Source organism: Halarchaeum acidiphilum MH1-52-1 (genome assembly GCF_000474235.1).
GTDB classification, from domain to species: Archaea; Halobacteriota; Halobacteria; order Halobacteriales; family Halobacteriaceae; genus Halarchaeum; species Halarchaeum acidiphilum.
The window spans coordinates 1-22,959 of the sequence record NZ_BATA01000022.1; the positions used below are offsets into that span (position 1 = coordinate 1).

The 22,959-nt window shown below is 68.9% G+C and carries 29 protein-coding genes; 15 read left to right on the forward strand and 14 right to left on the reverse strand.

Annotation, left to right across the window (positions count from 1 at the left end; genetic code table 11):
* Together AOZ13_RS05650 and AOZ13_RS05655 are read right to left on the reverse strand one after the other, a co-directional pair.
* Positions 1 to 424, reverse strand: a 424-nt coding sequence (locus tag AOZ13_RS05650) for an SAM hydrolase/SAM-dependent halogenase family protein (RefSeq protein WP_148294565.1), incomplete at its 3' end; no start/stop codon positions are given.
* Between the two features lie 43 nt (positions 425 to 467).
* Complete coding sequence (locus AOZ13_RS05655; RefSeq protein ID WP_021780056.1) at positions 468 to 995, reverse strand: nicotinamide-nucleotide adenylyltransferase; 528 nt, start codon at positions 993 to 995, stop codon at positions 468 to 470.
* 288 nt (positions 996 to 1,283) lie between these two features.
* Here AOZ13_RS05655 and lonB point away from each other — a divergent pair, with 288 nt between their 5' ends.
* The 8 genes from lonB to AOZ13_RS05695 all read left to right on the forward strand — a co-directional run bounded on the left by lonB (position 1,284) and on the right by AOZ13_RS05695 (position 10,350).
* Complete coding sequence (gene lonB, locus AOZ13_RS05660; protein WP_020221469.1) at positions 1,284 to 3,212, forward strand: ATP-dependent protease LonB; 1,929 nt, start codon at positions 1,284 to 1,286, stop codon at positions 3,210 to 3,212.
* Positions 3,213 to 3,334: 122 nt separating this feature from the next.
* Positions 3,335 to 3,766, forward strand: a complete 432-nt coding sequence (locus AOZ13_RS05665; RefSeq protein WP_020221468.1) for a DUF7575 domain-containing protein — start codon at positions 3,335 to 3,337, stop codon at positions 3,764 to 3,766.
* A gap of 158 nt (positions 3,767 to 3,924) precedes the next feature.
* A complete protein-coding gene (locus AOZ13_RS05670; RefSeq protein ID WP_049933892.1) occupies positions 3,925 to 5,043 on the forward strand; it encodes a PstS family phosphate ABC transporter substrate-binding protein in 1,119 nt (372 codons plus the stop codon).
* Between the two features lie 127 nt (positions 5,044 to 5,170).
* Entirely contained in the window at positions 5,171 to 6,244 is a 1,074-nt protein-coding gene (gene pstC / locus AOZ13_RS05675) for a phosphate ABC transporter permease subunit PstC (RefSeq protein WP_020221466.1), read from the forward strand.
* Positions 6,241 to 7,803, forward strand: a complete 1,563-nt coding sequence (gene pstA, locus AOZ13_RS05680) for a phosphate ABC transporter permease PstA (protein WP_021780059.1) — start codon at positions 6,241 to 6,243, stop codon at positions 7,801 to 7,803. The genes pstC and pstA overlap by 4 nt, the downstream gene beginning before the upstream one ends.
* Positions 7,800 to 8,669 (forward strand): phosphate ABC transporter ATP-binding protein PstB, encoded by an 870-nt coding sequence (gene pstB, locus AOZ13_RS05685; protein ID WP_020221463.1) that lies wholly within the window; start codon positions 7,800 to 7,802, stop codon positions 8,667 to 8,669. Before pstA ends, pstB begins: the two co-directional genes overlap by 4 nt.
* Positions 8,670 to 8,671: 2 nt before the next feature.
* Positions 8,672 to 9,346, forward strand: coding sequence for a phosphate signaling complex protein PhoU (phoU, locus tag AOZ13_RS05690; protein ID WP_020221462.1), 675 nt, complete (start codon positions 8,672 to 8,674; stop codon positions 9,344 to 9,346).
* A gap of 2 nt (positions 9,347 to 9,348) precedes the next feature.
* Positions 9,349 to 10,350: an AbrB/MazE/SpoVT family DNA-binding domain-containing protein gene (locus AOZ13_RS05695; RefSeq protein WP_021780060.1), complete on the forward strand. Its 1,002-nt coding sequence runs from the start codon at positions 9,349 to 9,351 to the stop codon at positions 10,348 to 10,350.
* A gap of 134 nt (positions 10,351 to 10,484) precedes the next feature.
* Here AOZ13_RS05695 and AOZ13_RS05700 read toward each other — a convergent pair whose 3' ends face one another.
* Genes AOZ13_RS05700 through trpC form a run of 5 tightly spaced genes read right to left on the reverse strand, consistent with a single transcriptional unit; the run spans position 10,485 to position 15,404 of the window.
* A complete protein-coding gene (locus tag AOZ13_RS05700; protein ID WP_020221975.1) occupies positions 10,485 to 11,648 on the reverse strand; it encodes a 3-dehydroquinate synthase II in 1,164 nt (387 codons plus the stop codon).
* A gap of 60 nt (positions 11,649 to 11,708) precedes the next feature.
* Positions 11,709 to 12,497, reverse strand: a complete 789-nt coding sequence (locus tag AOZ13_RS05705; RefSeq protein WP_020221974.1) for a 2-amino-3,7-dideoxy-D-threo-hept-6-ulosonate synthase — start codon at positions 12,495 to 12,497, stop codon at positions 11,709 to 11,711.
* Positions 12,498 to 12,523: 26 nt separating this feature from the next.
* Complete coding sequence (trpA, locus tag AOZ13_RS05710) at positions 12,524 to 13,357, reverse strand: tryptophan synthase subunit alpha (protein WP_021780061.1); 834 nt, start codon at positions 13,355 to 13,357, stop codon at positions 12,524 to 12,526.
* Positions 13,354 to 14,640: a tryptophan synthase subunit beta gene (gene trpB, locus AOZ13_RS05715; RefSeq protein ID WP_020221971.1), complete on the reverse strand. Its 1,287-nt coding sequence runs from the start codon at positions 14,638 to 14,640 to the stop codon at positions 13,354 to 13,356. The genes trpA and trpB overlap by 4 nt, the downstream gene beginning before the upstream one ends.
* Entirely contained in the window at positions 14,637 to 15,404 is a 768-nt protein-coding gene (gene trpC / locus AOZ13_RS05720; RefSeq protein WP_020221970.1) for an indole-3-glycerol phosphate synthase, read from the reverse strand. The genes trpB and trpC overlap by 4 nt, the downstream gene beginning before the upstream one ends.
* 94 nt (positions 15,405 to 15,498) lie before the next feature.
* On the opposite strand from trpC, the gene AOZ13_RS05725 reads away from it, so the two are divergent.
* The 4 genes from AOZ13_RS05725 (at position 15,499) to AOZ13_RS05740 (ending at position 17,464) form a co-directional block, all read left to right on the forward strand.
* On the forward strand, positions 15,499 to 15,954 hold the full coding sequence (locus AOZ13_RS05725; protein WP_020221969.1) for an MGMT family protein: 456 nt from the start codon (positions 15,499 to 15,501) through the stop codon (positions 15,952 to 15,954).
* Between the two features lie 60 nt (positions 15,955 to 16,014).
* A complete protein-coding gene (locus AOZ13_RS05730; RefSeq protein ID WP_021780062.1) occupies positions 16,015 to 16,785 on the forward strand; it encodes a hypothetical protein in 771 nt (256 codons plus the stop codon).
* A 61-nt stretch (positions 16,786 to 16,846) separates the two neighbouring features.
* Positions 16,847 to 17,023 (forward strand): protein translocase SEC61 complex subunit gamma, encoded by a 177-nt coding sequence (locus tag AOZ13_RS05735; RefSeq protein WP_021780063.1) that lies wholly within the window; start codon positions 16,847 to 16,849, stop codon positions 17,021 to 17,023.
* Positions 17,024 to 17,026: 3 nt separating this feature from the next.
* Positions 17,027 to 17,464: a transcription elongation factor Spt5 gene (locus AOZ13_RS05740; protein WP_020221021.1), complete on the forward strand. Its 438-nt coding sequence runs from the start codon at positions 17,027 to 17,029 to the stop codon at positions 17,462 to 17,464.
* Positions 17,465 to 17,628: 164 nt separating this feature from the next.
* On the opposite strand, the gene AOZ13_RS14865 is transcribed toward AOZ13_RS05740, so the two are convergent.
* From AOZ13_RS14865 to AOZ13_RS05750, 4 genes are read right to left on the reverse strand one after another with little or no spacing between them, the layout of a single operon-like run.
* The gene (locus AOZ13_RS14865; protein ID WP_021780064.1) at positions 17,629 to 17,811 is read right to left on the reverse strand and encodes a hypothetical protein; all 183 of its coding nucleotides are present in this window, start codon (positions 17,809 to 17,811) and stop codon (positions 17,629 to 17,631) included.
* 8 nt (positions 17,812 to 17,819) lie between these two features.
* Complete coding sequence (locus tag AOZ13_RS14870; protein ID WP_234402834.1) at positions 17,820 to 18,209, reverse strand: zinc-binding dehydrogenase; 390 nt, start codon at positions 18,207 to 18,209, stop codon at positions 17,820 to 17,822.
* A complete protein-coding gene (locus AOZ13_RS14875; protein WP_021780066.1) occupies positions 18,179 to 18,733 on the reverse strand; it encodes an alcohol dehydrogenase catalytic domain-containing protein in 555 nt (184 codons plus the stop codon). The genes AOZ13_RS14870 and AOZ13_RS14875 overlap by 31 nt, the downstream gene beginning before the upstream one ends.
* A gap of 38 nt (positions 18,734 to 18,771) precedes the next feature.
* Positions 18,772 to 19,056 carry a hypothetical protein gene (locus AOZ13_RS05750; protein WP_020221022.1) on the reverse strand — a complete coding sequence of 95 codons (285 nt, stop codon included), beginning with the start codon at positions 19,054 to 19,056 and terminating at the stop codon, positions 18,772 to 18,774.
* Between the two features lie 92 nt (positions 19,057 to 19,148).
* Here AOZ13_RS05750 and AOZ13_RS05755 point away from each other — a divergent pair, with 92 nt between their 5' ends.
* Positions 19,149 to 19,904 (forward strand): PHP-associated domain-containing protein, encoded by a 756-nt coding sequence (locus AOZ13_RS05755; protein WP_020221023.1) that lies wholly within the window; start codon positions 19,149 to 19,151, stop codon positions 19,902 to 19,904.
* Here AOZ13_RS05755 and AOZ13_RS05760 read toward each other — a convergent pair whose 3' ends face one another.
* The 3 genes from AOZ13_RS05760 to AOZ13_RS05770 form a co-directional block, all read right to left on the reverse strand.
* A complete protein-coding gene (locus AOZ13_RS05760) occupies positions 19,905 to 20,405 on the reverse strand; it encodes a metal-dependent hydrolase (protein ID WP_020221024.1) in 501 nt (166 codons plus the stop codon). It lies immediately after the preceding gene.
* Positions 20,402 to 20,917 carry a CinA family protein gene (locus AOZ13_RS05765; protein WP_020221025.1) on the reverse strand — a complete coding sequence of 172 codons (516 nt, stop codon included), beginning with the start codon at positions 20,915 to 20,917 and terminating at the stop codon, positions 20,402 to 20,404. The genes AOZ13_RS05760 and AOZ13_RS05765 overlap by 4 nt, the downstream gene beginning before the upstream one ends.
* Positions 20,918 to 21,025: 108 nt before the next feature.
* A complete protein-coding gene (locus AOZ13_RS05770; protein WP_020221026.1) occupies positions 21,026 to 21,385 on the reverse strand; it encodes a nuclear transport factor 2 family protein in 360 nt (119 codons plus the stop codon).
* A gap of 93 nt (positions 21,386 to 21,478) precedes the next feature.
* On the opposite strand from AOZ13_RS05770, the gene AOZ13_RS05775 reads away from it, so the two are divergent.
* Together AOZ13_RS05775 and AOZ13_RS05780 are read left to right on the forward strand one after the other, a co-directional pair.
* Positions 21,479 to 21,748 (forward strand): DUF7571 family protein, encoded by a 270-nt coding sequence (locus AOZ13_RS05775; protein ID WP_020221027.1) that lies wholly within the window; start codon positions 21,479 to 21,481, stop codon positions 21,746 to 21,748.
* Between the two features lie 39 nt (positions 21,749 to 21,787).
* The gene (locus AOZ13_RS05780; protein ID WP_021780068.1) at positions 21,788 to 22,894 is read left to right on the forward strand and encodes a pyridoxal phosphate-dependent aminotransferase; all 1,107 of its coding nucleotides are present in this window, start codon (positions 21,788 to 21,790) and stop codon (positions 22,892 to 22,894) included.
* Positions 22,895 to 22,959 lie beyond the last annotated feature (65 nt).

Sequence of the window (22,959 nt, forward strand, 5' to 3'; positions counted from 1 at the left end):
CGAGTCCGTCCTCGTGGACGGCGGCCGCGGCGGGCGCGAAGACGTCGCGTCCGTGGAAGGTCGCGCTCTCGGGGTTCTCGATCGGGATCTCGTAGCACTCGACGTCGGCGTCGGCGTCGGCGTCGCCGGCGAGCGTGCGGGCGGCGGGGAGGAGGAGACCGTTGTCGGGACCGACGAGCGCGTGGTCGCCGGCGGCGACGGCGAGCGGCCGGCGGTCGGTGCCGACGCCCGGATCGACGACCGCGAGGTGGACGGCGGCGGGGAAGGTCGGGAGGAGTTCGCGGAGCCAGAACGCCGCGGTGCGGACGTCCTGTCGCGGGAAGTCGTGGGCGACGTCGACGAGACGGGCGTCGGTGCGCGTGCAGAGCACGCCGCGCATCGCGGCGGGATACGGCGAGTCGAAGTCGGACGCGAGAGTGATCACACGCGGGACGGACGCGCGCGACGATCAAAACGGTGCGGTCGCGTCAGTCGCTCGGGGACGCCTCGACGTCGGTGTCGCTCACTCGTCGGATGCGTTCGACGCCGTCGACCTCCGCGACGACGTTCTCGACGGCGTCGGGCACGAGTTCGCTCCAGTCCTCGCTGGCGATCATGCGCTCGCGGATCTCGGTGCCGCGGAGGACCTCGCGATCGAACATCGGCGAGCCGCGGACCTCGATACCGGCCTCCTCGAAGAGTCGAACGACGAGCGGGTTGTTCGAGTACGCGACGTCGAAGTTCGGACTCATCGAGCGGACGTGACTCACCCAGACGGCGTTGCGGTTGATGTCCTCGAGGGGGACGGCGTACGTCACGAGATCGAGATCGGCGAGCGCCTTCGTGATCATCATGATGCGCTCGCCGCCCGTGAAGGGATTGCGGACGCTGTGGGACTGATCCGCGCTTCCGATGCCGACGACGAGCTCGTCCACCTCCTCGGCGATGTCCTGCACGACGCGGTGGTGGCCCTGATGGTACGGTTGGAACCGGCCGATGTAGAACCCACGTGTCATGGTCGTGTGTTGCGGTACGCACACCCATCCGCCGGGTCCGCATAAGCGTGGCGAGTCGGTGTGAGTCGATCGGCGAATTGGGGGCGTTCCGCGCCGGTGTCGGGCGTTTTCGTCGCCCGGTGGAGGGAGAAAGTATATCAAGCGCGCTCCCGTTCAATCATCTAGCGATAAGGGTTCTATGAGCAACGACCGTACGACTGATCCTCCTACGAGGGGGAGAACGACACCGACACGCGCTCCGACCCCTCGACCGACGGGGCCCTCGACGACCTCGGCAGCGAGGTCGACGTGGAGGGCGACGTCGAGGTCGACGAGGACGCCGCGGAGAACGACCTCCTCGGCGGACTGCAGGTCGACTCCACCGCGGACATCAAGGTGCCGGACCGGCTGGTCGATCAGGTGATCGGTCAGGAGGAGGCCCGCGACATCGTGATGCGCGCGGCCAAACAGCACCGACACGTGATGATGATCGGGACCCCGGGGACGGGGAAGTCCATGCTGGCGAAGGCGATGAGCCAACTCCTGCCGAAGGAGAGCCTGCAGGACGTCCTCGTCTACCACAACCCGGACGACTCGAACGAACCGAAGGTCCGGACTGTGCCCGCCGGGAAGGGCGACCAGATCGTCGAGGCCCATCAGGAGGAGGTTCGCAAGCGCAACCAGATGCGCACCTTCCTCATGTGGATCGTCCTCGCGGTCGTGGTCGGCTACGCCTTCCTCGTCGAGGGCGCGATCCTGCTCGGCATTCTCGCGGCCGGGATCATCTACTTCGCGTTCCGCTACTCGAATCGCGGGAGCGACGCGATGATCCCGAAGCTCCTGATCAACAACGCCGACCGGCAGACGGCGCCGTTCGAGGAGGCGACGGGCGCGCACGCCGGTGCGCTCCTCGGCGACGTCCGTCACGACCCGTTCCAGTCCGGCGGCATGGAGACCCCGGCGCACGAGCGCGTCGAGGCGGGCGCGATCCACAAGTCGAGCAAGGGCGTGTTGTTCATCGACGAGATCAACACGCTCGACGTCCGCTCCCAGCAGCACCTGATGACGGCGATTCAGGAGGGCGAGTTCGGCATCACCGGCCAGTCCGAGCGCTCCTCGGGCGCGATGGTGCACACCGAGCCGGTCCCCTGTGACTTCATCATGGTCGCCGCGGGGAACATGGACGCGATGGAGAACATGCATCCGGCGCTGCGCTCGCGCATCAAGGGGTACGGCTACGAGGTGTACATGGACGACACCATCGACGACACCCCGGAGATGCGCCGCAAGTTCGCACGCTTCGTCGCCCAAGAGGTCGAGCGCGACGGCCAGCTCCCGGACTTCACGCCGGACGCGGTGAGAGAAGTCATCCTCGAGGCGAAGCGCCGCGCCGGCCGCAAGGATCATCTCACGCTCGAACTCCGCAACCTCGGCGGGCTGGTCCGCGTCGCGGGCGACATCGCCCGTTCGAAGGGGAACGAGATGACCGAGCGCGAGGACGTCCTCGAGGCGAAGAACCGCTCGCGCTCCATCGAACAGCAGGTCGCGGACAACTACATCGAGCGCCGCAAGGACTACCAGCTCGAACGCTCGGGCGACGAAGCGGTCGGTCGCGTCAACGGCCTCGCCGTCATGGGCGGCGACTCCGGCATCATGATGCCCGTCATGGCCGAAGTGACACCGCGACAGGGCGAGGGCGGCGAGATCTACGCCACCGGCAAACTGCAGGAGATCGCGCAGGAGGCCGTGGAGAACGTCTCCGCGATCATCAAGAAATACACCGGCGAATCCATCGCGAACAAGGACATCCACATCCAGTTCGTCCAGTCCTACGAGGGCGTCGAGGGCGACTCCGCGTCCATTACGGTCGCGACCGCCGTCATCAGCGCCTTGGAGGATATCCCGATCGCGCAGGACCTCGCGATGACTGGTTCGCTGTCCGTGCGCGGCGACGTCCTCCCCGTCGGGGGCGTGACGCACAAGATCGAGGCGGCCGCGAAATCCGGCTGCAACCGCGTCATCATCCCGAAGGCGAACGAGCAGGACGTCATGATCGAGGACGAGTACAAGGATCAGATCGAGATCATCCCGGTCAGCCACATCAGCGAAGTCCTCGACATCGCGCTCGTCGGCGAGCCGGAGAAGGACTCGCTCGTCGATCGGCTGAAGAACATCACCGGCGGCGCCCTCGAGAAGGGTAGCGCCGGCGCGCAGAGCGGCAGCCCGTCGCCGCAGTAGGCCGCTGGCGCTGGCACCGCTGGTGCCGACGGCGTTCTCGTCGGTTCTCTTCTTCGATCCGCGGTACGTGTGACGCCGAGAAAGCCGCCCTTAAGGGCCACGCCGGCCTACACCGTACAACTGTGAGTGTCAATCGCAGGGGCGTCGTCGCGGCCGCCCTCTCCGTCGTCTACCCGGGGATCGGACACGCGTACCTCCGGGCGTGGCTCCGCGCGGTCGGGTGGATCGCGCTCTCGCTCGCCACCGCGTACGTCCTCGTCCCCGCATCGACGGTACAGACCTATCAGCACGCGATCGAGAGCGGGAACGTCGGCGCGCTCAGCGCGGCGTCGATTCCGATGGAAGCCGCCATCGCCCTCCTCGTCGTGCGCCTCTGCAACGTCGTCGACGCCTACCTGCTCGCCGTCCGGCAGTCGACGCCGGCGCGGTCCGCGACCGGCGAACCGACGTGCCCGGTCTGTGGGAAGGAACTCGACACCGATCTCGATTTCTGCCCGTGGTGCACGACGGAACTGGAGTGGGAGTATCCCGGCGAGAGCGACGGCGCGTCCTGAGAGAGCGGGACGACGCGCGGCCGCATCTGGGGGCCGACTATATAGGTCTCGGCATCGGGACGGAGCACGCAGAGCCGACTATATACCTTCGTACGCGTCTGATCGATCCGTACACCTATTATAAACCGCTTTAGTAGTGTCTCGGGCAGTATCGGGTGATGACGCACGACTCAGCGGGCTCATCCGACTTCGTATCGCGCCGAAAGCTCCTCGCCGTGACGGGGGCGGCCGGGGCTGTGGCGCTGGCGGGCTGTGGGGGGAACGGCGGCGGCAGCGAATCGAGCACGAGTTCGAGCACGCAGCGCGCGACCAGCACGTCCGCGTCGAGCGGGTCGTCGAGCACGTGGGACGACCTCCTCACCGCCGGTGGCTCCTCGACGGTGTATCCGATCACGAGCAAGGCGGCGTCGCTCTGGAACTACAACGCGCCGACGTCCGACGCGGAGCACTGGCCGCACGAGACGTACAACATCGACACGGATCTCCCGTTCGCCGACTACTGGGCGTCGCAGGCCGGCTACGACGCGGACGGTGATAAGGGCACGCTCCCGTGGCACGTCTCCATCGGACTGAGCCACTCCGGCGTCGGTCTCAACAAGGTGATGAAGGGGCAGGTCGATATCGGCGACGCCTCCGCGCCGGTGACCGCTGAACTCTCCGGACACGACGACGCCTTCTACGAGAGATTCGTGAACCACGTCGTCGGCGTCGACGCGATGCAGATCATCGTCAGTCAGAAGATCTACGACGCGGGCGTCACGCAACTGAGCGCGGACGAGGTCCGGAAGATCTACACGGGCGACATCACGAACTGGAAGGCCGTCGGCGGTCCGGACGCCGAGATTCAGGTCGTCGGCCGCGTCGAGGGCTCGGGGACCCGGACGATCTTCCACGAGCGCCTCCTCGGGGGGAAGGAGGCGTCCGCCGTCGCGGTCCACAAGGGCGAGAACCAGCAGGTCGCCTCCACGGTTCGAAGCTCCGACAACGCGATCGGATACGTCGGGTACGCCTTCGTCGGTAACGGCGCCCCGGCGGTGGACATGAAGATCGACGGCACCGTCTACAATCAGCAGAAGGGGAACCTCGGTTCGCGGGACTACCTCCTCAATCGCGACCTCCACTGCTACACCTACGATGACACCTCGAAGATGGAGTCCGCGTTCGTCAACATGATCCTCAGCGACATGGGACAGCAGCTGTTCGTCGCCGCGAACGACTACATCACGCTTCCGGACGAGCGGCAGAAGAACCAGCGGAGCAAGCTCGATCTGTCGTAATCCCCCGGTCCCGGACGACCCGCTCACCCCCCGAACCGGGACGCAATCGCGACGCGGGCTTCGAGGGCGGCGCGGACCGACGGGCCGCCCCCTCGCTCGTCCAGTCCCGACGTAATGAGAACATGATATGATATCATCGATTCGACCGTACAGAAGCCGACTCGACGCGCTCTCGGAGCGCGCGACCGACGAGGTGGTCGCCGGTGCGATCGGCGCGCTCTCCGTCGTCGCGTTCGGCGCGCTCTTCCTCGCGCTTCCGACCTACTCCGTGTTCCCCGTCGTCACCTTCGCGCTCGCGGCGGCGTACGGATGGTACCGCAATCAGGGTGCGACCGCCAAGTCGCTGACGTTCCTCGCGACGGCGTCGACGGTGATCATCCTCGGGTTGATCGTCGTCTATCTCCTCTGGAAGTCCCTCCTCGTCTTCCGGATCATGGGGCTCGATCTCTTCCGACTCGCCTCGCCCTTCTGGGAGACGTCGAAGCGGACCTTCGCGCTCACGCCGATGATCTGGGGGACGGTGGTGACGACGCTGATCGCGACGTGCGTCGCCGGACCGCTCGGAATCGCGGGCGCGATCTTCATCGCGGAGATGGCGCCCCCGCGCGCCCGCGGCGTCGTGAAGCCGGCGGTGGAGATGCTCGCGGGGATCCCCTCGATCGTCTACGGATTCATCGGATTCAACGTCGTGAACCCCGCGATGAGCGACTATCTCGGTCTCGTGAGCCTCGGGAGCCTCTTCGCGGTCGGACTCGTCATCGGCGTGATGGCCCTTCCGACCGTCGTCTCCGTCGCCGAGGACGCCGTGACGGCCGTGCCGGACGAAATGACGGACGGGGCGCTCGCGCTCGGGACGACCGACTGGCAGTCGATCAAGAGCGTCGTGATCCCCGCCTCGTTCTCCGGGCTCTCGGCCGCCGTCCTCCTCGGGATCGGACGCGCCGTCGGTGAGACGATGGCCGCCACCGTCATGCTCGGGCACAATCAGGCCCTCCCGGATCCCCTCTACGACGTCTTCGCGAACACGGAGACGCTCACGACCCTCATCGCCAGCCAGTACGGCAACGCCATCACGCGTGACGACTTCATGAGCGCGCTGTTCGCCGCGGGCGTCGTCCTCTTCGTCACCGTCCTCTGTCTCAGCCTCCTCTCGCGGTACATCGAGGCGCGCATGCAGAGCACGCTCGGAGGATCGACGTGAGCGCGTCACACGCGTCCTCGGCTACGATCGAGGACGACCGGTCCGGCGTCGCCCGCTCCGCGGCCACGACGGCCGTCGGACTGAGCGTGCTCACGATGCTGCTCGCGGTCGCGAACGTCCTCAACTGGATCACGACCGACGCGTCGGTCGCGTCCGTCGCCCTCTCGACGCTCTACGGTGTCGCGCTCGCCGTCGCCGGCGTCGTGACCGTGGCCGTCGGACTCCTCTCCGCGAGCGCGGTCATCGACGCGAACGCGAACGACACGTCCGGGGTCCTCTCGGGTCTCCCGGTCGGCCTGCTCGCCCTCTCCGTCGTCGGACTCGTCGCATCGCAGACGCTCGGCTACGGCGTCGCGATCTGGGCGCCCGCCGCGCTCGTCTGCGCGGTCGCTGCGTTCCTCTTCGGCTCGCTCGCCCGCGAGGACCTCACCGCGACGCTCCCGTGGGGCGGCTTCGCCCTCTTCGTCGCCGCGGTCCTCCTCGCCGGCGTCATCACGCCGTCGTGGACGTGGGACCCCCGGCACCTCGGCGTCGCGCTCACCGGGACCATCACCGTTCCCTGTCTGGCGTTCGCCGCCAGTCTCGCGACCGCGTGGGCCGCCGCGAAGGCCACGCAGGGATTCGGCGCTCGCGGGCGGCAGGCCGGCGCGTACCTCCTCATCGGTGCGAACGCCCTGTTCATGCTCTCGCTCCTCGTGCTCCTCGTCGCCTTCGTCGTCGAGAAGGGAGCGGGCCACGCGCTCCGCGGGATCCACCTCGGTCCGGGTCTCTCCGTCCACGTCCCCTTCGTGATGAACGGCGCCGGACTCGGATACGACATCGACGGCGTCTTCCCCGCCATCGTCGGGACGTTCTGGCTCGTCTTCGGCGCGCTCGTCTTCGCCGTCCCGCTCGGCGTCGGGGCCGCCGTCTTCCTCGCCGAGTACGCCGAGCGCGGCCGGTTCACGACCGTCGTGGACATCGCGACGGACGGGCTCTGGAGCACGCCGAGCATCGTCTACGGCCTGTTCGGCTACGCCTTCATCCTGCCGCGACTCTCGCCGGGCGGCCGACCGAACGTCCTCGCCGGGATGCTCGTCCTCGGCTTCATGCTCATCCCGCTCGTCCTCATCACGAGCCGCGAAGCCATCGACAGCGTCCCCGATGCCTACCGAGACGCCAGCGTCGCCCTCGGCGTCGGCAGGTGGGAGACGATCAGGAGCGTCGTCCTCCCCGCCGCCGTCCCCGGCGTCATCACCGGCATCATCCTCGGCGTCGGCCGCATCGCCGGCGAGACGGCACCGATCATCCTCGTCGCCGCCGGCGGCCTGAACGCCGACCCGATCCGGGTCATCCACGGCTTCCGATTCACGTCGTCGCCGCCGTTCGTGGCGAACGACGCGCTCCTCTCCGCGACGAACGCGCTCCCCTATCAGGTGTACGCGGTCATCGAGACCGGCGTCGGCGGCAGCGAGTCCTTCGGGTGGGCGAGCGCGTTCGTCCTCCTCCTCGTCGTTCTCTGCTTCTACGCCGTCGGCATCGCGACGCGAATGTACTTCCAGCGAAAACTCGAACGATGAGCGTCGAAACCACCGTCAACGGCGAACCGGAGGAACAGATCGAGACCGAGTGGACCGAGTACGGCTTCGGAGGCGACGCCGCCTTCTCGGTCCGCGACCTCGACGTCTACTACGACGACGACCGGGCGTTACGGTCGATCGACATCGACATCCCCGAGGAGAGCGTCACCGCGCTCATCGGGCCGTCCGGGTGCGGGAAGTCGACGTTCCTCCGGTGTCTGAACCGGATGAACGATCGCATCCGCGCGGCGCGAATCGAGGGATCGGTGGCGTTCCGCGACCGGGACATCTACGGCACCGACGTCGATCTCGTGGAACTGCGTCGTCGGATCGGGATGGTGTTCCAGCAACCCAATCCGTTCCCGAAGTCGATCCGGGACAACATCGCGTACGGCCCGCGCAAGCACGGCGACATCAACACGGGATTGCTCTCGCGTCTCCTCGGCGGCGACGACCGAGAGCGGGAGGAGGAACTCGTCGAGCGCTGCCTGCGCGGTGCCGCGCTGTGGGAGGAGGTCTCCGATCGGCTCGACGACAACGCGCTGGGTCTCTCCGGGGGCCAACAACAGCGGCTCTGCATCGCCCGCGCGCTCGCCGTCGATCCGGAGGTCATCCTCATGGACGAGCCCGCGAGCGCCCTCGACCCCATCGCCACCTCGAAGATCGAGGACCTCGTCGAGGACCTCGCCGAGGAGTACACCGTCGTCATCGTCACTCACAACATGCAGCAGGCCGCCCGCATCTCCGATCAAACGGCCGTCTTCCTCACCGGCGGCCACCTCGTCGAATACGGCGACACCGATCAGATCTTCGAGAACCCCCAGAGCCAGCGCGTCGAGGACTACATCACCGGCAAGTTCGGCTGACCATGCCGCGTGACGAGTATCAGACGGCGCTCGACGACCTGCGAGCGAACGTCCGCGAGATGGGCGCGCTCGTCGTCGATCGCCTCGGCGACGCCCTCGACGCGCTGGCGCGGACGGACGAGTCGCTGGCTCGGGAGGTCATCGACGGCGACGACGACGTGAACGAGCGGTATCTCGCTCTCGAAGGGGAGTGCATCGACCTCCTCGCGCTCCAACAACCCGTCGCCGGCGATCTGCGCTTCGTCGCCGCGTCGTTCAAGATCATCACCGACTTGGAGCGCGTCGGCGACCTCGCGGTCAATCTCGGCGAGTACACGCTCGCCGCGGGCGGGGCGCGATCGCTCGACGTCGACGTCGCCGACATCGGCGCGGACGCGCTCGGGATGGTCCGAGACGCGCTCGACGCGTACGCCGACGGGGACGTCGACGCCGCGCGCGACGTCGCGGCGGACGACGACGAACTCGACGCGCTCTGCCAGCGCGCGAACGAGCGCGTCGTCCGCGGCCTCATCGAGCGTGAGGCCGGCGACGACGCGTGGGCGGTCGAACGCCTCATGGACGACGTCTCCCGGACGCTCCTCACCGTTCGGGACCTCGAACGCGTCGGCGACCACGCCGTCAACGTCGCCGCGCGCACCCTCTACACGGTCGAGAACGACCCGGAACTCATCTACTGACGATGGAGACGCGCAAACTCCAGAAGGTCGGCGGCGGGACGTACACGGTGTCCATTCCGAAGGCGTGGGCGACCGCCCACCACCTCGAAGCCGGCGCACCGGTCCACGTCTACCCGCACGACGACGGGACGCTCGTCGTGCGGAGCACGCGCCGCGACGAGGAGCCGATCGAGTCGGCGACGCTCGCGCTCGATCCCGTCGGGCCGACGACCGTCGAGCGGGCGTTGAACGCCGCGTACGCCGCGGGATTTCGCGAAGTGACGCTCACCGCGGAGACGTTCACGACCGAGCAGCGGCGGGCCGCGAGCGCGTTCGCGAGCACGCTCGCGGGCGCGGAGGTGGTGTCGGAGACGGAGACCGAGATCACGGTGCGGAACTTCCTCGACTCCGCCGCGGTTTCGATCCGACAGGCCGTCGATCAACTGCGGTTTCTCGCGCTCGGCGCCCACCGGGCCGCGACGGCGGACGCGAACGGCGACGACGCGGCGCGCCGTGAGCGGATCCGCCAGCGCGAGGGCGACGTCCGCCGCTTTCTCGGGATGGTCACGCACCACTTCGCGCGGGCGCTCGCGAGCCTCGCGGAGGTGGACGAACTCGGCGTCGAGCGCCCGGCGCTGTTCGCCTACTACCGCACGGCGCGCGAGCTCGCGGCGGTGGTGCGCCACGCCGAGACGGTCGCCGATCGGCTGGACGAACTGGTCGGTGACGTGCCGCCCGCGCTCGCGCCGTCGATCGAGGCGTCCGCCGAATCGGCTGGCGACGTCGTGGAGCGGGGAGTGAGTGCCGTCCTGAACGAGGCGGCGTTCGCGGACGCGGCGGCGATCCGGGACGACGCCGACGCGGTCGTCGAGCGGATCGACGAGACCAGACGCGCGCTCTACGAGGCGGGCGACCCCTCGTGCTACCCGCTCGCGAGCGTGCTCGACGCCCTCGAACGGACCGCGAAGCGCGGCGGCTCTATCGCCGACGTCGCGGCGGGCGTCGCGATCCGCGAGGACGCGTAGGCGCGAGAACGGCGGGGTTTCCTCGCTACAGCAAGATGAGGGCGCGTCGTTTCCCTGCCGACGAGCGAGTGAGGCCTCCCCGACTCGCCCACCCGATCGCGACCCGTCGGTCGAGTGATCGGACGGGTCGTTCCCTACTTCTCGATGATGCGTTCTTCGACCTGTTCGCCGAAGTGCCGGCCGCCCTCCTGCGTGAAGACCCTGATCTCGTCGCCGGGTTCGATGTCGGTGATGGCGGTGCGGCCGTCCTCGGTTTCGACCTTGATCGTCTCGGCGTTCTGGATGAGGGTGTCGATGCGGTCGCCCTCATCGGTCTCGGCGGTGAGGCGGAACATGGGGCGGCGCTCGATCTTCGCGCGTCCGACGACGGCCTCGCGGGTGCGCCCCTCGACGTCGACGACCTGCACCTCGTCGCCGCTCTCGAGTTCGGCGAGGTACTTCGTGCCGCCGTCGGGCGTGCGGATGTAGGCGTGGACGGCGCCGGCGTTCACGCGGAACGGCCGGGAGGCGACGTACGGCGACTTCGCGGTCTCGGCGTAGACGAAGAAGAGTCCGCGCGACATCGAGCCGACGAGCATGCCCTCGTCGCCGTCCATGAGCGTCCCGGTGTCGACGCAGACGCGGTCGGCGGCGCCGGCCTCCTCGATCTCGACGACCTCGGCCCATTCGAGGTCGAGCGTCTCGCGATCCGCCTGATCGCGGACGGCGACGGTGCGTCGGATTTCGTCGGGGTCGTCGCTGTCGAGGAGGACGGCGTCCGCGCCGATATCGAGCGTCTCGAAGGCGGTGTCGGCCTCCTCGGCGGTGGTGACGCCCGCGACGATGGACGTGTCGCCGCCGATGCGAGCGATCAGGTTTTCGAGGGGGATGATCGTCCAGTCCTCGCCGACGACGAACGTGTACTCGGCGTCGTCGGCCGCGGCCTCCGCGAACGCCTCGTACTCCTTGCCGAGGATGCGGACGTAGGCGCCCGTGACGTCGTCGTTCCGTCGGAGCGTCGTGAGGTCGGCGGAGCCGGAGAAGTCGCTCGGGAGGTCGACGGTGCCGTCGCCCTCGCCGTTCTTCCCGACGACGTAGGCGTCGGCCTCCGCGTCGTCCTCCGCCTCGCCGATCACGTCGGCGTCCTCGCTGGCGAACGCGGCGACGTTCACCTGCCCGAGTTCGCGGACGCGGGCGACATCGGACTCGTCGACGAGCACCCAGTCCACGCCGGCCTCGAGACCGGCCGTGATCCGTCGCTTCCGCGTCTCCCAGTCGCCGACGGCGTCGTCGGCCTTCAGCCACACTTCGCGTGTCATTGGTTGCACCTCAGTACGCGACGGCTTGAACGTGGCGAATACCGCGGACGGATGCGCCGATCAGGCGTCGAGACCGGTGCGATCGAGCGCCTCGTCGACGCTCGCGCCGTCGTGGACGATGGCGGAGACGGCGCCGGCCATCGCGCCCGGGTCGTCGTGCTGGAAGATGGATCGGCCCATGGAGACGCCGCTACCTCCCGCGTCCATCGCGCCGCGGACGTCGGCGAGGATGGCGCGGTCGCCCTCGGGGCTGCCGCCGGCGATGATCACGGGCTTGGCGGTGGACTCGACGACGTACTCGAAGCTCTCCGCGTCGCCCGAGTAGGCGGTCTTCACGAGGTCCGCGCCGAGTTCCTCGGCGAGGCGGACGGCGTGCCCGAGCGACTCGGGATCGTGACCGTCGACGCCGGGACCGCGGGCGTACGCCATCGCGAGCACGGGGATCCCCAGCCGATGGGCGTCGCTCGTGACCTCGGAGAGCATCGTGAGCTGATCCGGCTCGTGGTCGCTCCCGACGTTGATGTGGAACGAGACGGCGTCGGCGCCCGCGCGCACGGCGTCCTCGACCGTGCCCGTCGTGCGCTTGTCGTTCTCGTCCGGGCCGATGACGGTGGAGCCGTTGAGGTGGACGATGTAGCCCGCGTCGTTCTTGTTCGGATGGACGCGGTCCGCGATCCCCTTCTGCGTGAGGACGGCGTCCGCGCCGCCGCGCGTCACCGCGTCGATGGTCGACTCGATGTCGCGCAGGCCCGCGACCGGCCCGAGCGTGACGCCGTGATCCATCGGGACCGTGAGGTAGTTGCCGTCGGTACCGATCCGTTCGAGACGCGCCCGTGTGCCCGTGTTCATCGTGATGGTACGTGATACCGTAGGGGTTACTTTGTCGTTTCCGGTTCGGGCGTTTCGTCCGATTCAGCGGCGTCGATGCCGGCCGCCAGCTCCGCGGCCTTCTCGCGCAGGGCGTCGGCGGCCGACTCGGTGCTCTCCGCCTCGGCGATCGCGTCCACGAAGACGCTCCCGGCGACGACGCCGTCCGCGCCGCCCTCCACGATGGCTTTCGCGTGCTCGCGCTCGCTCACGCCGAAGCCGACGGCGTAGGGGAGGTCGCCCTCGGGGAGCCGATCCAGACTCTCGTACGTGTCCTCGGAGACGTCCGTGCGCGCGCCCGTCGTCCCCATGCGCGCCTGCACGTAGACGAAGCCCGACGCGCGCTCCAAGATGCGCTCGACGCGCTCCGGCGTCGTTGTCGGCGCGACGATGAAGATCAGCGCGACGTCGTGTTCCGCACAGGCGGCTTCGAGTTCGGCGGACTCCTCGACGGGGAGATCGGGGACGATGAGTCCGGAGACGCCCGCGTCGGCCGCGGTCTCCACGAACGTCTCGACCTCGTCGCCGTCGCCGAACTGGAGGAGGAGGTTGTAGTAGGTCATGCAGACGATCGGGGCGTCGACGTCGAGGTCGCGCACGAGGTCGAGGTAGCGCGCGGGCGTCATCCCGGCGTCGAGCGCGCGCCGGATGCCCTCCTGAATCGTCGGACCGTCCGCGATCGGTTCGCTGAAGGGAAGCCCGAGTTCGATCACGTCCGCGCCGCCCTCCGCGAGCGCCTCGACGTACGCCTCCGTCGCGTCGGCGCTCGGATCGCCCGCGACGACGTACGGGATCAGCGCCGGGCCGTCCGCGAACGCCGCGGTGACGTCGTCGACGCTCACGAGCGGAACACCTCCATGTCCGGGGCATCCGGAAGGTCTCGCTTCGCGGACTCCTCGATGACGGTGTCGAGGTCCTTGTCGCCGCGCCCGGAGACGTTGACGATGACGGGTCCGTCGCCCGCTCGCGGCCCGTCGCCGCTCGTCTGCTCCGCGGCGGTCGCCGCGTACTGTTCGAGGTACGCGACGGCGTGACTCGACTCCAGCGCGGGGATGATCCCCTCCTCTCGCGAGAGGCGGTGGAACGCCGCGAGCGCCGCGTCGTCGTCGACGTTCACCGGCGTCACGCGACCCTGATCGACGAGATGCGCGAGCTCGGGACCGACCCCGGCGTAATCGAGACCCGCGGAGACGGAGTGCGACTCGACGATCTGGCCCTCCTCGGTCTGGAGGAGCTTCGTCTTCGCGCCGTGGAGCACGCCCACGCTCCCCGTGCCGAGGCTCGCGGAGTTGGGCGCGTACTCCTCTTCGGTCTCGATGCCGAGACCGGAGCCGCCGGCCTCGACGGCGTAGAGGGCGACGTCCTCGTCGTCCACGAAGTTGTGGAACGCGCCCATCGTGTTCGAGCCGCCGCCCGCGCAGGCGATGACGGCCTCGGGGAGCCGGCCGAGCTGTTCTGCGGCCTGCCGGCGCGCCTCCTCGCTGATGACGGACTGGAAGTCCCGCACCATCGTCGGGAAGGGGTGCGGGCCGACGACGGAGCCGATGACGTAATGGGTGTTCTCGACCGTCGTCGCCCAGTCGCGCATCGCCTCGTTCGTCGCCTCCTTCAAGGTTCCAGACCCGACGTCGACGGGGTTGACCGCCGCGTCGTGGGTGCGCATCCGGAAGACGTTCGGGCGCTGGCGGTTGATGTCCGTGCGGCCCATGTAGATCTCGCAGGGCATGTCGAGGTACGCGGCGGCCATCGCCGTCGCGGTGCCGTGCTGGCCGGCGCCCGTCTCCGCGATGACGCGCTCCTTGCCCATGTACTTCGCGAGGAGCACCTGTCCGAGCGCGTTGTTCAGCTTGTGCGCGCCGCCGTGGACGAGGTCCTCCCGTTTGAGGTAGACGTCGAAGCCATACTTCTGGGAAAGGTTCTCGGCCTTCCCGAGCGGCGTCGGCCGGCCGCCGAAGTCGCGCAGTCGCGCGCGGAAGTCGTCCATGAAGCCGTCCTCGTTGTCGAGGACGTAGCGCTCGTACGCGTCTTCTAACTCCTCGACGGCGGGCATCAGCACCTCGGGGACGTACTGGCCGCCGTAGCGACCGAACTTCCCCGCGTCCGTGACCGTTTCGCTGCGGCTCATGTGGACTCCACCACCTCCGCGTTCACCAACGCTTCGGTGTTCTCGGTGACGTCTCCCGCCATGATGGCCGAGCCGACGAGGAGACCGTCCGCACCGGCCTCGCGCATCCGTCGGACGTCCGCAGGGGAGGAGACGCCGCTCTCCGCGATGAGTGTCACGTCGTCGGGAACTGCGGGGGCCACCCTCTCGAACGTTTCGAGGTCGACTTCGAGTCTCGCGAGATCGCGGTTGTTGATCCCGACGTACTCCGCGCCGACGTCGAGCGCCCGGTCGAGTTCGTCCGCGTCGTGGACCTCGACGAGCACCTGAAAGCCCCGGTCGCGCGCCGCCTCGTGGAGGCGTTCGAGGTCGTCGCCGACGAAGCGCGCGATGAGGAGGACGACGTCGGACTCAACGGCGTCGAGTTGCGCCTCGCGGACGAGGAAGTCCTTGCGGAGGACGGGGACGTCGACGGCTTCGCGTATCCGTTCGAGGTTCTCCACGGAGCCACCGAAGTGCTCCGGTTCGGTGAGCACGGAGAGGGCGGCCGCGCCGCCCGCGACCATCTCCTCCGCGAGTTCGACGGGATCGTCGAGCCGCTCGCCCTCCGTCGTCGGACTCGTCGGCTTCACCTCGGCGATGATCGGCACGCGTCCGTCGCTCTCGGCGTCCGCGAACGCCGCCGCGAGCGAACGCGGGGCGACCGACACCCGTTCGCCCGTCACGTCGCGCTCGCGTGCCGCCCGCAGGATCGAGCGCACCTGTGGCGCGAGACTGTCGTCCATTACTGTACACTAATGCACTCATCTGTACAAGAGCGTTTCCCTCCGGTCGCGCGGAGCATGAACCTTCAAGTCCGCGCTCGCCGACCGGACGGGTATGGACGCCGGCCTCTACGCGCTCCGTTCGTCGTACCTCGATCGCTACGTGCAACTCGGCGTCGCCGGCGACCGCGTCATCAGCGTCTCCTTCCCGAAGGACCCCGACGAGGACGCCGAAGACGACCACCCCCTCTTCGATCGCCTGAACGCGTACCTCGAAGGCGTCGAGGACGACTTCGCCGACGTCGCCGTCGGCCTCACGATGCCGACCAACCAACGCGCCGTCCTCGAAACGGTCCGGGAAATCGGCTACGGCGAGCAGGTCACCGTCGACGCGCTGACGCGCATGACCCCCGGTCTCGACGCCGACGAGGAGGCCGACTGCCAGCTCGCGCGCACCGCGCTCGCGGAGAACCCGGTGCCGCTCGTCATCCCCGACCACCGCGTCCGGGACGCCCCGAGCGGCGCCCCGCCGGACGTCGAGCAGAAGGTTCGGAGTCTGGAAGGGCTGTAGGGCGGCACACGCGACGGTATCGGCCCAAACCGCTATGCCGGCAACGCCGGACGTCTCACCGTGGTCCCTCACCCGTTCCGTTTCTGTCGGCGACACCCCATCGCGCTCGCGCGCTCGGCGGCCGGCCTCGTCCTCGCCGTCTTCGTCCTCGCCGCGCTCGCGCCCCCCTTCTTCGACCTCAGCGTCGCCGCCGCCGACGCGATCGCGGGACGCGGCTCGACGCCTCTGGCCGCGCTCGTCGTCCTCGTCGGACCGTGGCTCGCGGTCCCGGCCGCCCTCTGGGCGTTCGCCGTCCCACACGCACGCCTCGAACGCGACGCGCTCGACGTCGAGGCGAGACCGAACTATCGGGGCCTCGCCGGCTGGTGCGCCGTCGCCGCCTGCCCCTTCCTCGTCGTCACCCACGCGCTCGCCGGGGCGCTCGACACCGCCGGGAGCGCGCTTATCGCCGTCCTCGTCGTCGCCGGTGGCGTCCCCCTCGGGTCCATCGTCTGGCTCCCGTGCACGCTGACCGTGACGCCGCGCCTCGCGCGCGGCGAGTCGCTCCGGGCCGCGCTCGCCGGACACTATCGCGCGCTCCGCGAGCGGCCCCGCGCGATCCTCCACGGGAGCGCCCGCTGCTGGACCGGGTTGGCGCTCGTCACGGTCCCGTGGGGGCTCGTCGCGGTGTTCACGCTGCTCGCCGGGGCGCTCTGGTTTCTCGTCGTCCCGACGCTCGTCTTCGGGCCGTTGGCCCTCGTGACGCTCCCCGTCGCCGTCGTCTGCACGCCCGGCGGACTCGCCTACTCGCGGCTGGCGAAGGCGCGCGCGCTGGACGCCGTTGAGGGGTGACGACGCCCTGCGGAGCGAGCCGTTGCGGAAGATAGAAGAGGAACCGTATCGAAACTCCCGTATGGACGTTCCCCTAGAGCTTTCAGCGTACACGCGGGTGCTGAAGTTGGCGAGCACTCCGGAGTGGACGGAGTTCTCCCAGATCGCGCTCATCGCGGGCGCCGGCATCCTCCTCATCGGCATCATCGGCTTCGTCGTCTTCCTCGTCATGGGCGTCATCCCCGGGACGGGTGTGTAACGCATGGGCGTCTTCGCCGTCAAGACGACCGCGAGTCAGGAGCAGACCGTCGCGAGCATGATCGCGAACCGGGAGGAGGACGAGATCCACGCCGTCCTCGCGCCGGACGCGCTCACCAGCTACGTGATGGTCGAGGCGGACAACGACGCCGTCATCTCGCGCGTCATGGAGGAGATCCCGCACGCGCGCAGCATGGTGCCCGGCGAGTCCTCGATCAGCGAGGTCGAGCACTTCCTCAGCCCGAAGCCCGACGTCGAGGGCATCGCCGAGGGCGACATCGTCGAACTCATCGCCGGCCCGTTCAAGGGCGAGAAGGCGCAGGTCCAGCGCATCGACGAGGGCAAGGATCAGGTCACCGTCGAACTCTACGAGGCCACCGTCCCCATTCCGGTCACGGTCCGCGGCGATCAGATCCGCGTGCTCGACTCCGAGGAACGCTAACGCGCTCCTCTGGTCTCTCGTTCGCTGACGCTCACGAGGATAGCGAGGAGCGATACCCCTCGAACGGTCGAACGGCGCTTTTCGCCGTGAAGCGGGCCTGAGAGAGGCGATCGGTCGTTCTCGCGTCTTCGGCCTTCGGCCCGCGGCGGCGCGCACGCGGGTCTTCAGCGTCCGTGGCCGGGGACGAGCGACGGACGCGTCATCTCGCGCGCGTCGGCCTTCTGAAGCGCCGTCGAGACGTCGACGAGGTCGAACTCCGCGTCGATCAGTTCCGCGTAGGGGTACGTCTCGACGGTGCGCGAGAGGAAGTCGAGTCCCTTCCCGAGATACCACGGGTCGTAGTGCATCGTCGGCGTCACCTCGATGTTCTTGCGCGTGAGGAGCGCGGGGTCGAACTCGGTCGTGTGTCCGGGCGTGATGTTACCGATTTCGAGGTAGCGCGCGCCGTTGCGGAGGAGGTGGGGTCCTCCGCGAAGGCGTCGGGGACGCCCGCGACCTCGACGCCGACGTCGGCGCCGCGGCCGTTCGTGAGTTCGGCGACGCGCTCCGCGCGCGCCTCGACGGTGTCGTGCTCGCGGAAGTCGACGACGTGATCGACGCCGAAGTCGCGCGCGCGCTCGATTCGCTCGTCGACGCCCTCGACGAGGATCGTCTCGGCGCCGAACTCGTTCGCGACGGCGATGGCGTTCTGCCCGAGACCGCCGCCCCCCTGAATCACGACGGTCTCGCCGTAGGAGAGACCCACTTCTTCGAGTCCGAAGAGCACCTGCGTGAGCGCGCAGTTCGCGGCGGCGGCGACGCCTCCGGGATGTTCGCGGGGACCTTGTAGAAGTGCTGTTCGGGGTGGATGTAGTAGTGCGTCGCGAAGGTCCCGTGGAAGTGCGGGAACTCGTCGGGGTGTTTCACCCAGTGGGAGAGGTCGTTCTCGCAGGAGCGGAACTCGCCGCGCCCGCACGCCGCGCACTTCCCGCAGGCGACGAAGTAGGTGGGCGCGACGAGGTCGCCCTCCTCGATCGGTTCGCCGTCGTAGTCGGTCTCGACGCCGTCACCGAGGTCGCTGACGCGACAGAGCGCTTCGTGGCCGAGCACCATCCGGTCGAGGAGCGGGTGCTCCCCGTTCCAGATGTGCAACTCGGAGCCACAGACGTTCGCGCGGACGACTTCGGTGACGAGCGCGCCCGGTTCGGGATCGGGGACCGGATACTCGCGGATCTCGACGTCGCGTTCGTCGGCGAGATAGGCGAGTCGGCCCGTGGTGTTCGTCGGCACACCGTGACCCACACGAACGACCGATATAGTCCTTGCCGTCAGTCGACGTACCCGAAGGCGTCCTCGGCGAACTCGACGTCCGCGTAGTCGCGACCGTGCTCGGAGAGCCGATAGTAGGCGGTCGCACCCTCCGAATCGACCGTCTCGACCAGTCCGCGCTCGCCGAGGGCGTCGAGGGCGTCCTCGACCGCCTCGATCGAGAGGTCGCAATCGAGGAGCGCGTCCGTGTTCGCGGCGATTCCGGCGGGCGAGACGCCGAGCGCGCCCTGTGCGAGGACGCGGAGCACGGCGTCGATGTCGTCGTCGCGCCAGTCGTCGGCCATGGTCGGGGGGTGTCGCGGCGGCCGGAAAAAGCGTCCGGCCGCGGGGAGTTCGAAACTACAACGCTAAAACCCTCGACCGCGTACGTCGTCGCGTGACGGAGACCCGCGTCGATCCCCACGTGAAGATTCTGGACGCCGACGTCGCGGCGCGCGCGAAGGCGCGCGGTATCGACGTGCTCGTGTACGCGCCGCACTTCACGCGCCTCCCGGCGATCCGCGAGCGCGCCGAGGCGTTCACGGACGACGAACTGCTCGTCGTGCCGGCGCGCGAGGTGTTCACCGGCCCGTGGCAGACGCGCAAGCACGTGCTCGCGCTCGGTCTCGACGAGCCGGTCCCGGACTTCATCACGCTCGAGGGCGCGTTCGAGGCGTTCGCCGAGCAGGACGCGACGGTGCTCGCCCCGCATCCGACGTTCGCGACGGTGAGCCTCGGGGCGAGCGAGTTCGAGCGCTACGGCGAGCAGTTGGCCGCGGGCGAGGTGTACAACCCGAAGCAGTGGCCGTACCAGAACGAGCGGGCGCGCGAACTCGTCGAGTCCCACGGTCTCCCCGCGTTCGGATCGAGCTACGCCCACCGGCGCGCGACGGTCGGCGAGGTGTGGACGACGTTCGAGCGCGACATCGCGAGCGAGGCGGACCTCCTCGCCGCGTTCGAGGAGGGCGCGCCGCGGCGCGTCGAACACCGCACGGGGTGGACGCACACCCTGCGATGCCGGGCCGAGTTCTTCGATCTCGCGTGGGAGAACACCTACGAGAAGGTCGATCGCGTCCTCCTCTCGGGCATGGAGCCGACGCACTCCCGGCACATCGCGTACGAGGGGCGATTCGACGACGTCCGCGTCTACTGATCACGGCGCGAGGGCCTGCGTCGAGACGGCGGAGAGGTCGACGTGCGGGAGGACGCCCGGGAGGTAGGTGAGCAGGGCGTAGATCACGGCGAGTTCGACGACGGTGATGACGATGGTGATGACCGTCGCGTACTGCGAGGACGTCGTGACGCCGACGGGCGTGCCGAACTCCTCGTCCCAGAGCGGGTAGAAGAGCGCGATGCCGCGCTTCGAGCCGAGGACGTCGAGGACGAAGTGGGAGACGACGCCGATCCACACCCACTGGAGGTTCGCGAAGTAGATCGTGTAGCCGTAGAGGATCGCGACGACGAAGACGTTGTGCAGCGTCTTCCTGTGCTTGCCGAACTCGGTGTCGATGTCGGGGAAGAGCGCACCGAGGACGACGGGGACGAAGACGGCGGCCATCGTGACGAGCGTCTGGACGCTCCCCTCCGGGTGGAGGACGAATCCGAGACCGATCCCCAACAGCCCGCCGTTGAGGATGTGGTCTTTCTTGTTCATTCGCGGGCCTCCACGGCGGCGAGGACGTCGTCGAGCGCCTGCCGGGCGATCCGTTCTTTGATCGCCGCGCGGTCGCCGTCGAAGACGTAGCGTTCGACGGTGGTGTACGTGTCATCGTCGCCCCACTCGCCGGCGTGCGCGACGCCGATGTAGACGGTGCCCACCGGCTTGGTCTCGCTTCCGCCCGTCGGACCGGCGATCCCGGTGGTGGAGACGCCCCACGTCGTCCCGGCGGCGTCGCGGACGGTGCGCGCCATCTCGCGGGCGACCGGCTCGCTCACCGCGCCGTGGGCGTCGAGGGCTTCGCGGGGGACGCCGGCGTCGAGCTTCGCGTCGTACGTGTAGGTGACGTACGTCCGATCGAAGTAGTCGGACGCGCCGGGGACGTCGGTGACGAGCGATCCGACGAGACCGCCCGTGCACGATTCGGTGGTGGCGATGGTGTCGCCGGTCTCGCGGAGGGCGTCGCCGAGGCGCTCCTCGACCGGCGGGTCGTCGGCGTATTCGCGCATATCGCCGCGTAACACCGGGGGAGGTATTTCGCTTGTGGGTGATTCGGGTGTGTCCACGCCGCGCCGAGCGGCCGGCGGACGACGCGGCCGTCTCCCGTCGCGACCGTCTCAGACCGTATCGCGATCCGTATAGGTGTAGCGCCGAGCGATGAACCCCTCGTCGTCGAACTCGTGGAAGTCCGCGAAGCCGAACGCGACCTCCTCGCCGTCCTGCACGCCCTCGAAGCGCCCGCGGACGGCGACGGTGTCGTCGTCCGCGATGACGTCGAAGACGGTGTGCTCGCCCGCCTCTAGGGGTCGGCCGGTCTCGTAGAACGCCTCCATGTCGGCGAGTCCCTCGATGGGTGGCTGGCCGGGGCGTTCGTAGACGACGTCGGAGCTGAACAGGCCGAGCAGGCCCTCGTAGTCCTCGTCGTCGACGAGGTCGTAGTAGCGTCGCGCCGCCTCGGGGTCCGCGTTGTTCGCCATACTCGTGGTGGGGAGCGAGGGATACGTAAGGCGTTCGGCCCCGATCGGGGATAGATATATGACCCATGACAACGCACCTCAATACGGATCGCCATGCAATCGTGTCAAAACTGCGGGTCGGTCATCGACGAGTACGTCTTGGACAAACGACTCGAACCCCTCCGCGAGTTGACGGTCGACGACTTCAACGTCTGTGCGGACTGCGCGACCGTCGTCGCGGACGCGTGCGTGGAGTGCGGCGGCGCGGTGTACGTGCCGCGGAGCGCGGACGTGACCCCGGACTACTGCCCGGCGTGCCGCGCAGGTCTCCTCTCTCGGACCGGGCGCGATCCGGGATGGACGCGGGACGCGGCGTCCCCCTGAATCGGGAAGACCTAACCGGGTCGCGGCCGCCCTGCCCACATGGAGTACGAGGAACCGCTGTTCTTCACGATGATGCAGTACGCGGACGCGGCGGACCGCGACGTCGTCGACATGGTGTCGGGGAACCCCGATTGGGGCGCGCCCGAGGGCATCAGCGACGGTCTCCACGACTACGCGGACGCGGGCGGCGAGGCGTTCCAGTACCCGCCGAGCGACGGCCTGCGCGAACTCCGCGAGCGGATCGCGACACGCCGGGGCGTCGACGGAGAGCGCGTCATCGTCACCAACGGCGGCGGGATGGCGAACACGCTCGGGATGGCGCGCGCCCTCGAACGCTTCGATGGGAGCGAGGTGCTGCTGGCCGATCCCGTCTACCCCTACTATCCCGGCAAGACGGAGATGCTCGGCGGCGTCCAGCGCTTCGTCCCCGCCGACGACGAGGGGCGTCTCGATCCCGCCGACGTCCGCGCGGCCGCGAGCGACGAGACGGCGTGCATCGTCATCAACACGCCGAACAATCCCACGGGGACCGTCTACCGCGAGGACGCGATGCGCGAACTCGTCGCCATCGCCGAGGAGCACGACGCGATGCTCGTCAGTGATGAGGTGTACGACCACTTCGACTTCACGGGCGCGTTCACGTCCGCGCTCTCCTTCGACTCCGAGCACGCCGTCGTCACCAACTCCTTCTCGAAGACGTACGCGATCACGGGCTTCCGGGTGGGGTACGCGATCCTCCCGCGACGCGACGCGCCCGCGGCCCGGACGCGCAACATGCTGACGAACGTGGCGACGAGCCGGCCCGCACAGGCCGCGGTGGTGCGCGCGCTGGAGACGACGGACGCGAGCTATCACGAGGCGAACCGCGAGCGCCTCCGCGAGCGCGTCGAGACGTTCACCGCGGCGCTCGATCGCGCCGGCGCGGAGTACACGACGCCCGAAGGGGCGTTCTACGTCCTCGCGCGCTTCCCCGACTATCCCGGCACGATGGCGAACGCGAAGCGCCTCATCGACGAGGCCGGCGTCGCGGGGATGCCGGGCGAGGCGTTCGGAGAGTCGCGCGGCGACTGGCTCCGCTTCGCGCTCGTCACGCCGCACGTCGAAACGGCCGCCGAACGTCTCGCCGCGTACTTCGAGCGACAGTAGTCAGCCGCGCGGCCGCTCCGATCCGGAAACTGACGAGTGATGAAGCGACAGCGGACGCTCGGGGC

Excerpts from the sequence above, each read along its gene's own strand:
- AOZ13_RS05655 (WP_021780056.1), bottom strand. The coding sequence starts at position 995 with ATGACACGTGGGTTCTACATCGGCCGGTTCCAACCGTACCATCAGGGC.
- AOZ13_RS05670 (WP_049933892.1), top strand. The coding sequence starts at position 3,925 with ATGACGCACGACTCAGCGGGCTCATCCGACTTCGTATCGCGCCGAAAG.
- pstC (WP_020221466.1), top strand. The coding sequence starts at position 5,171 with ATGATATCATCGATTCGACCGTACAGAAGCCGACTCGACGCGCTCTCG.
- pstB (WP_020221463.1), top strand. The coding sequence starts at position 7,800 with ATGAGCGTCGAAACCACCGTCAACGGCGAACCGGAGGAACAGATCGAG.
- phoU (WP_020221462.1), top strand. The coding sequence starts at position 8,672 with ATGCCGCGTGACGAGTATCAGACGGCGCTCGACGACCTGCGAGCGAAC.
- AOZ13_RS05695 (WP_021780060.1), top strand. The coding sequence starts at position 9,349 with ATGGAGACGCGCAAACTCCAGAAGGTCGGCGGCGGGACGTACACGGTG.
- AOZ13_RS05700 (WP_020221975.1), bottom strand. The coding sequence starts at position 11,648 with ATGACACGCGAAGTGTGGCTGAAGGCCGACGACGCCGTCGGCGACTGG.
- AOZ13_RS05705 (WP_020221974.1), bottom strand. The coding sequence starts at position 12,497 with ATGAACACGGGCACACGGGCGCGTCTCGAACGGATCGGTACCGACGGC.
- trpB (WP_020221971.1), bottom strand. The coding sequence starts at position 14,640 with ATGAGCCGCAGCGAAACGGTCACGGACGCGGGGAAGTTCGGTCGCTAC.
- trpC (WP_020221970.1), bottom strand. The coding sequence starts at position 15,404 with ATGGACGACAGTCTCGCGCCACAGGTGCGCTCGATCCTGCGGGCGGCA.
- AOZ13_RS05725 (WP_020221969.1), top strand. The coding sequence starts at position 15,499 with ATGGACGCCGGCCTCTACGCGCTCCGTTCGTCGTACCTCGATCGCTAC.
- AOZ13_RS05735 (WP_021780063.1), top strand. The coding sequence starts at position 16,847 with ATGGACGTTCCCCTAGAGCTTTCAGCGTACACGCGGGTGCTGAAGTTG.
- AOZ13_RS05740 (WP_020221021.1), top strand. The coding sequence starts at position 17,027 with ATGGGCGTCTTCGCCGTCAAGACGACCGCGAGTCAGGAGCAGACCGTC.
- AOZ13_RS14865 (WP_021780064.1), bottom strand. The coding sequence starts at position 17,811 with ATGCACTACGACCCGTGGTATCTCGGGAAGGGACTCGACTTCCTCTCG.
- AOZ13_RS05750 (WP_020221022.1), bottom strand. The coding sequence starts at position 19,056 with ATGGCCGACGACTGGCGCGACGACGACATCGACGCCGTGCTCCGCGTC.
- AOZ13_RS05760 (WP_020221024.1), bottom strand. The coding sequence starts at position 20,405 with ATGAACAAGAAAGACCACATCCTCAACGGCGGGCTGTTGGGGATCGGT.
- AOZ13_RS05765 (WP_020221025.1), bottom strand. The coding sequence starts at position 20,917 with ATGCGCGAATACGCCGACGACCCGCCGGTCGAGGAGCGCCTCGGCGAC.
- AOZ13_RS05770 (WP_020221026.1), bottom strand. The coding sequence starts at position 21,385 with ATGGCGAACAACGCGGACCCCGAGGCGGCGCGACGCTACTACGACCTC.
- AOZ13_RS05775 (WP_020221027.1), top strand. The coding sequence starts at position 21,479 with ATGCAATCGTGTCAAAACTGCGGGTCGGTCATCGACGAGTACGTCTTG.
- AOZ13_RS05780 (WP_021780068.1), top strand. The coding sequence starts at position 21,788 with ATGGAGTACGAGGAACCGCTGTTCTTCACGATGATGCAGTACGCGGAC.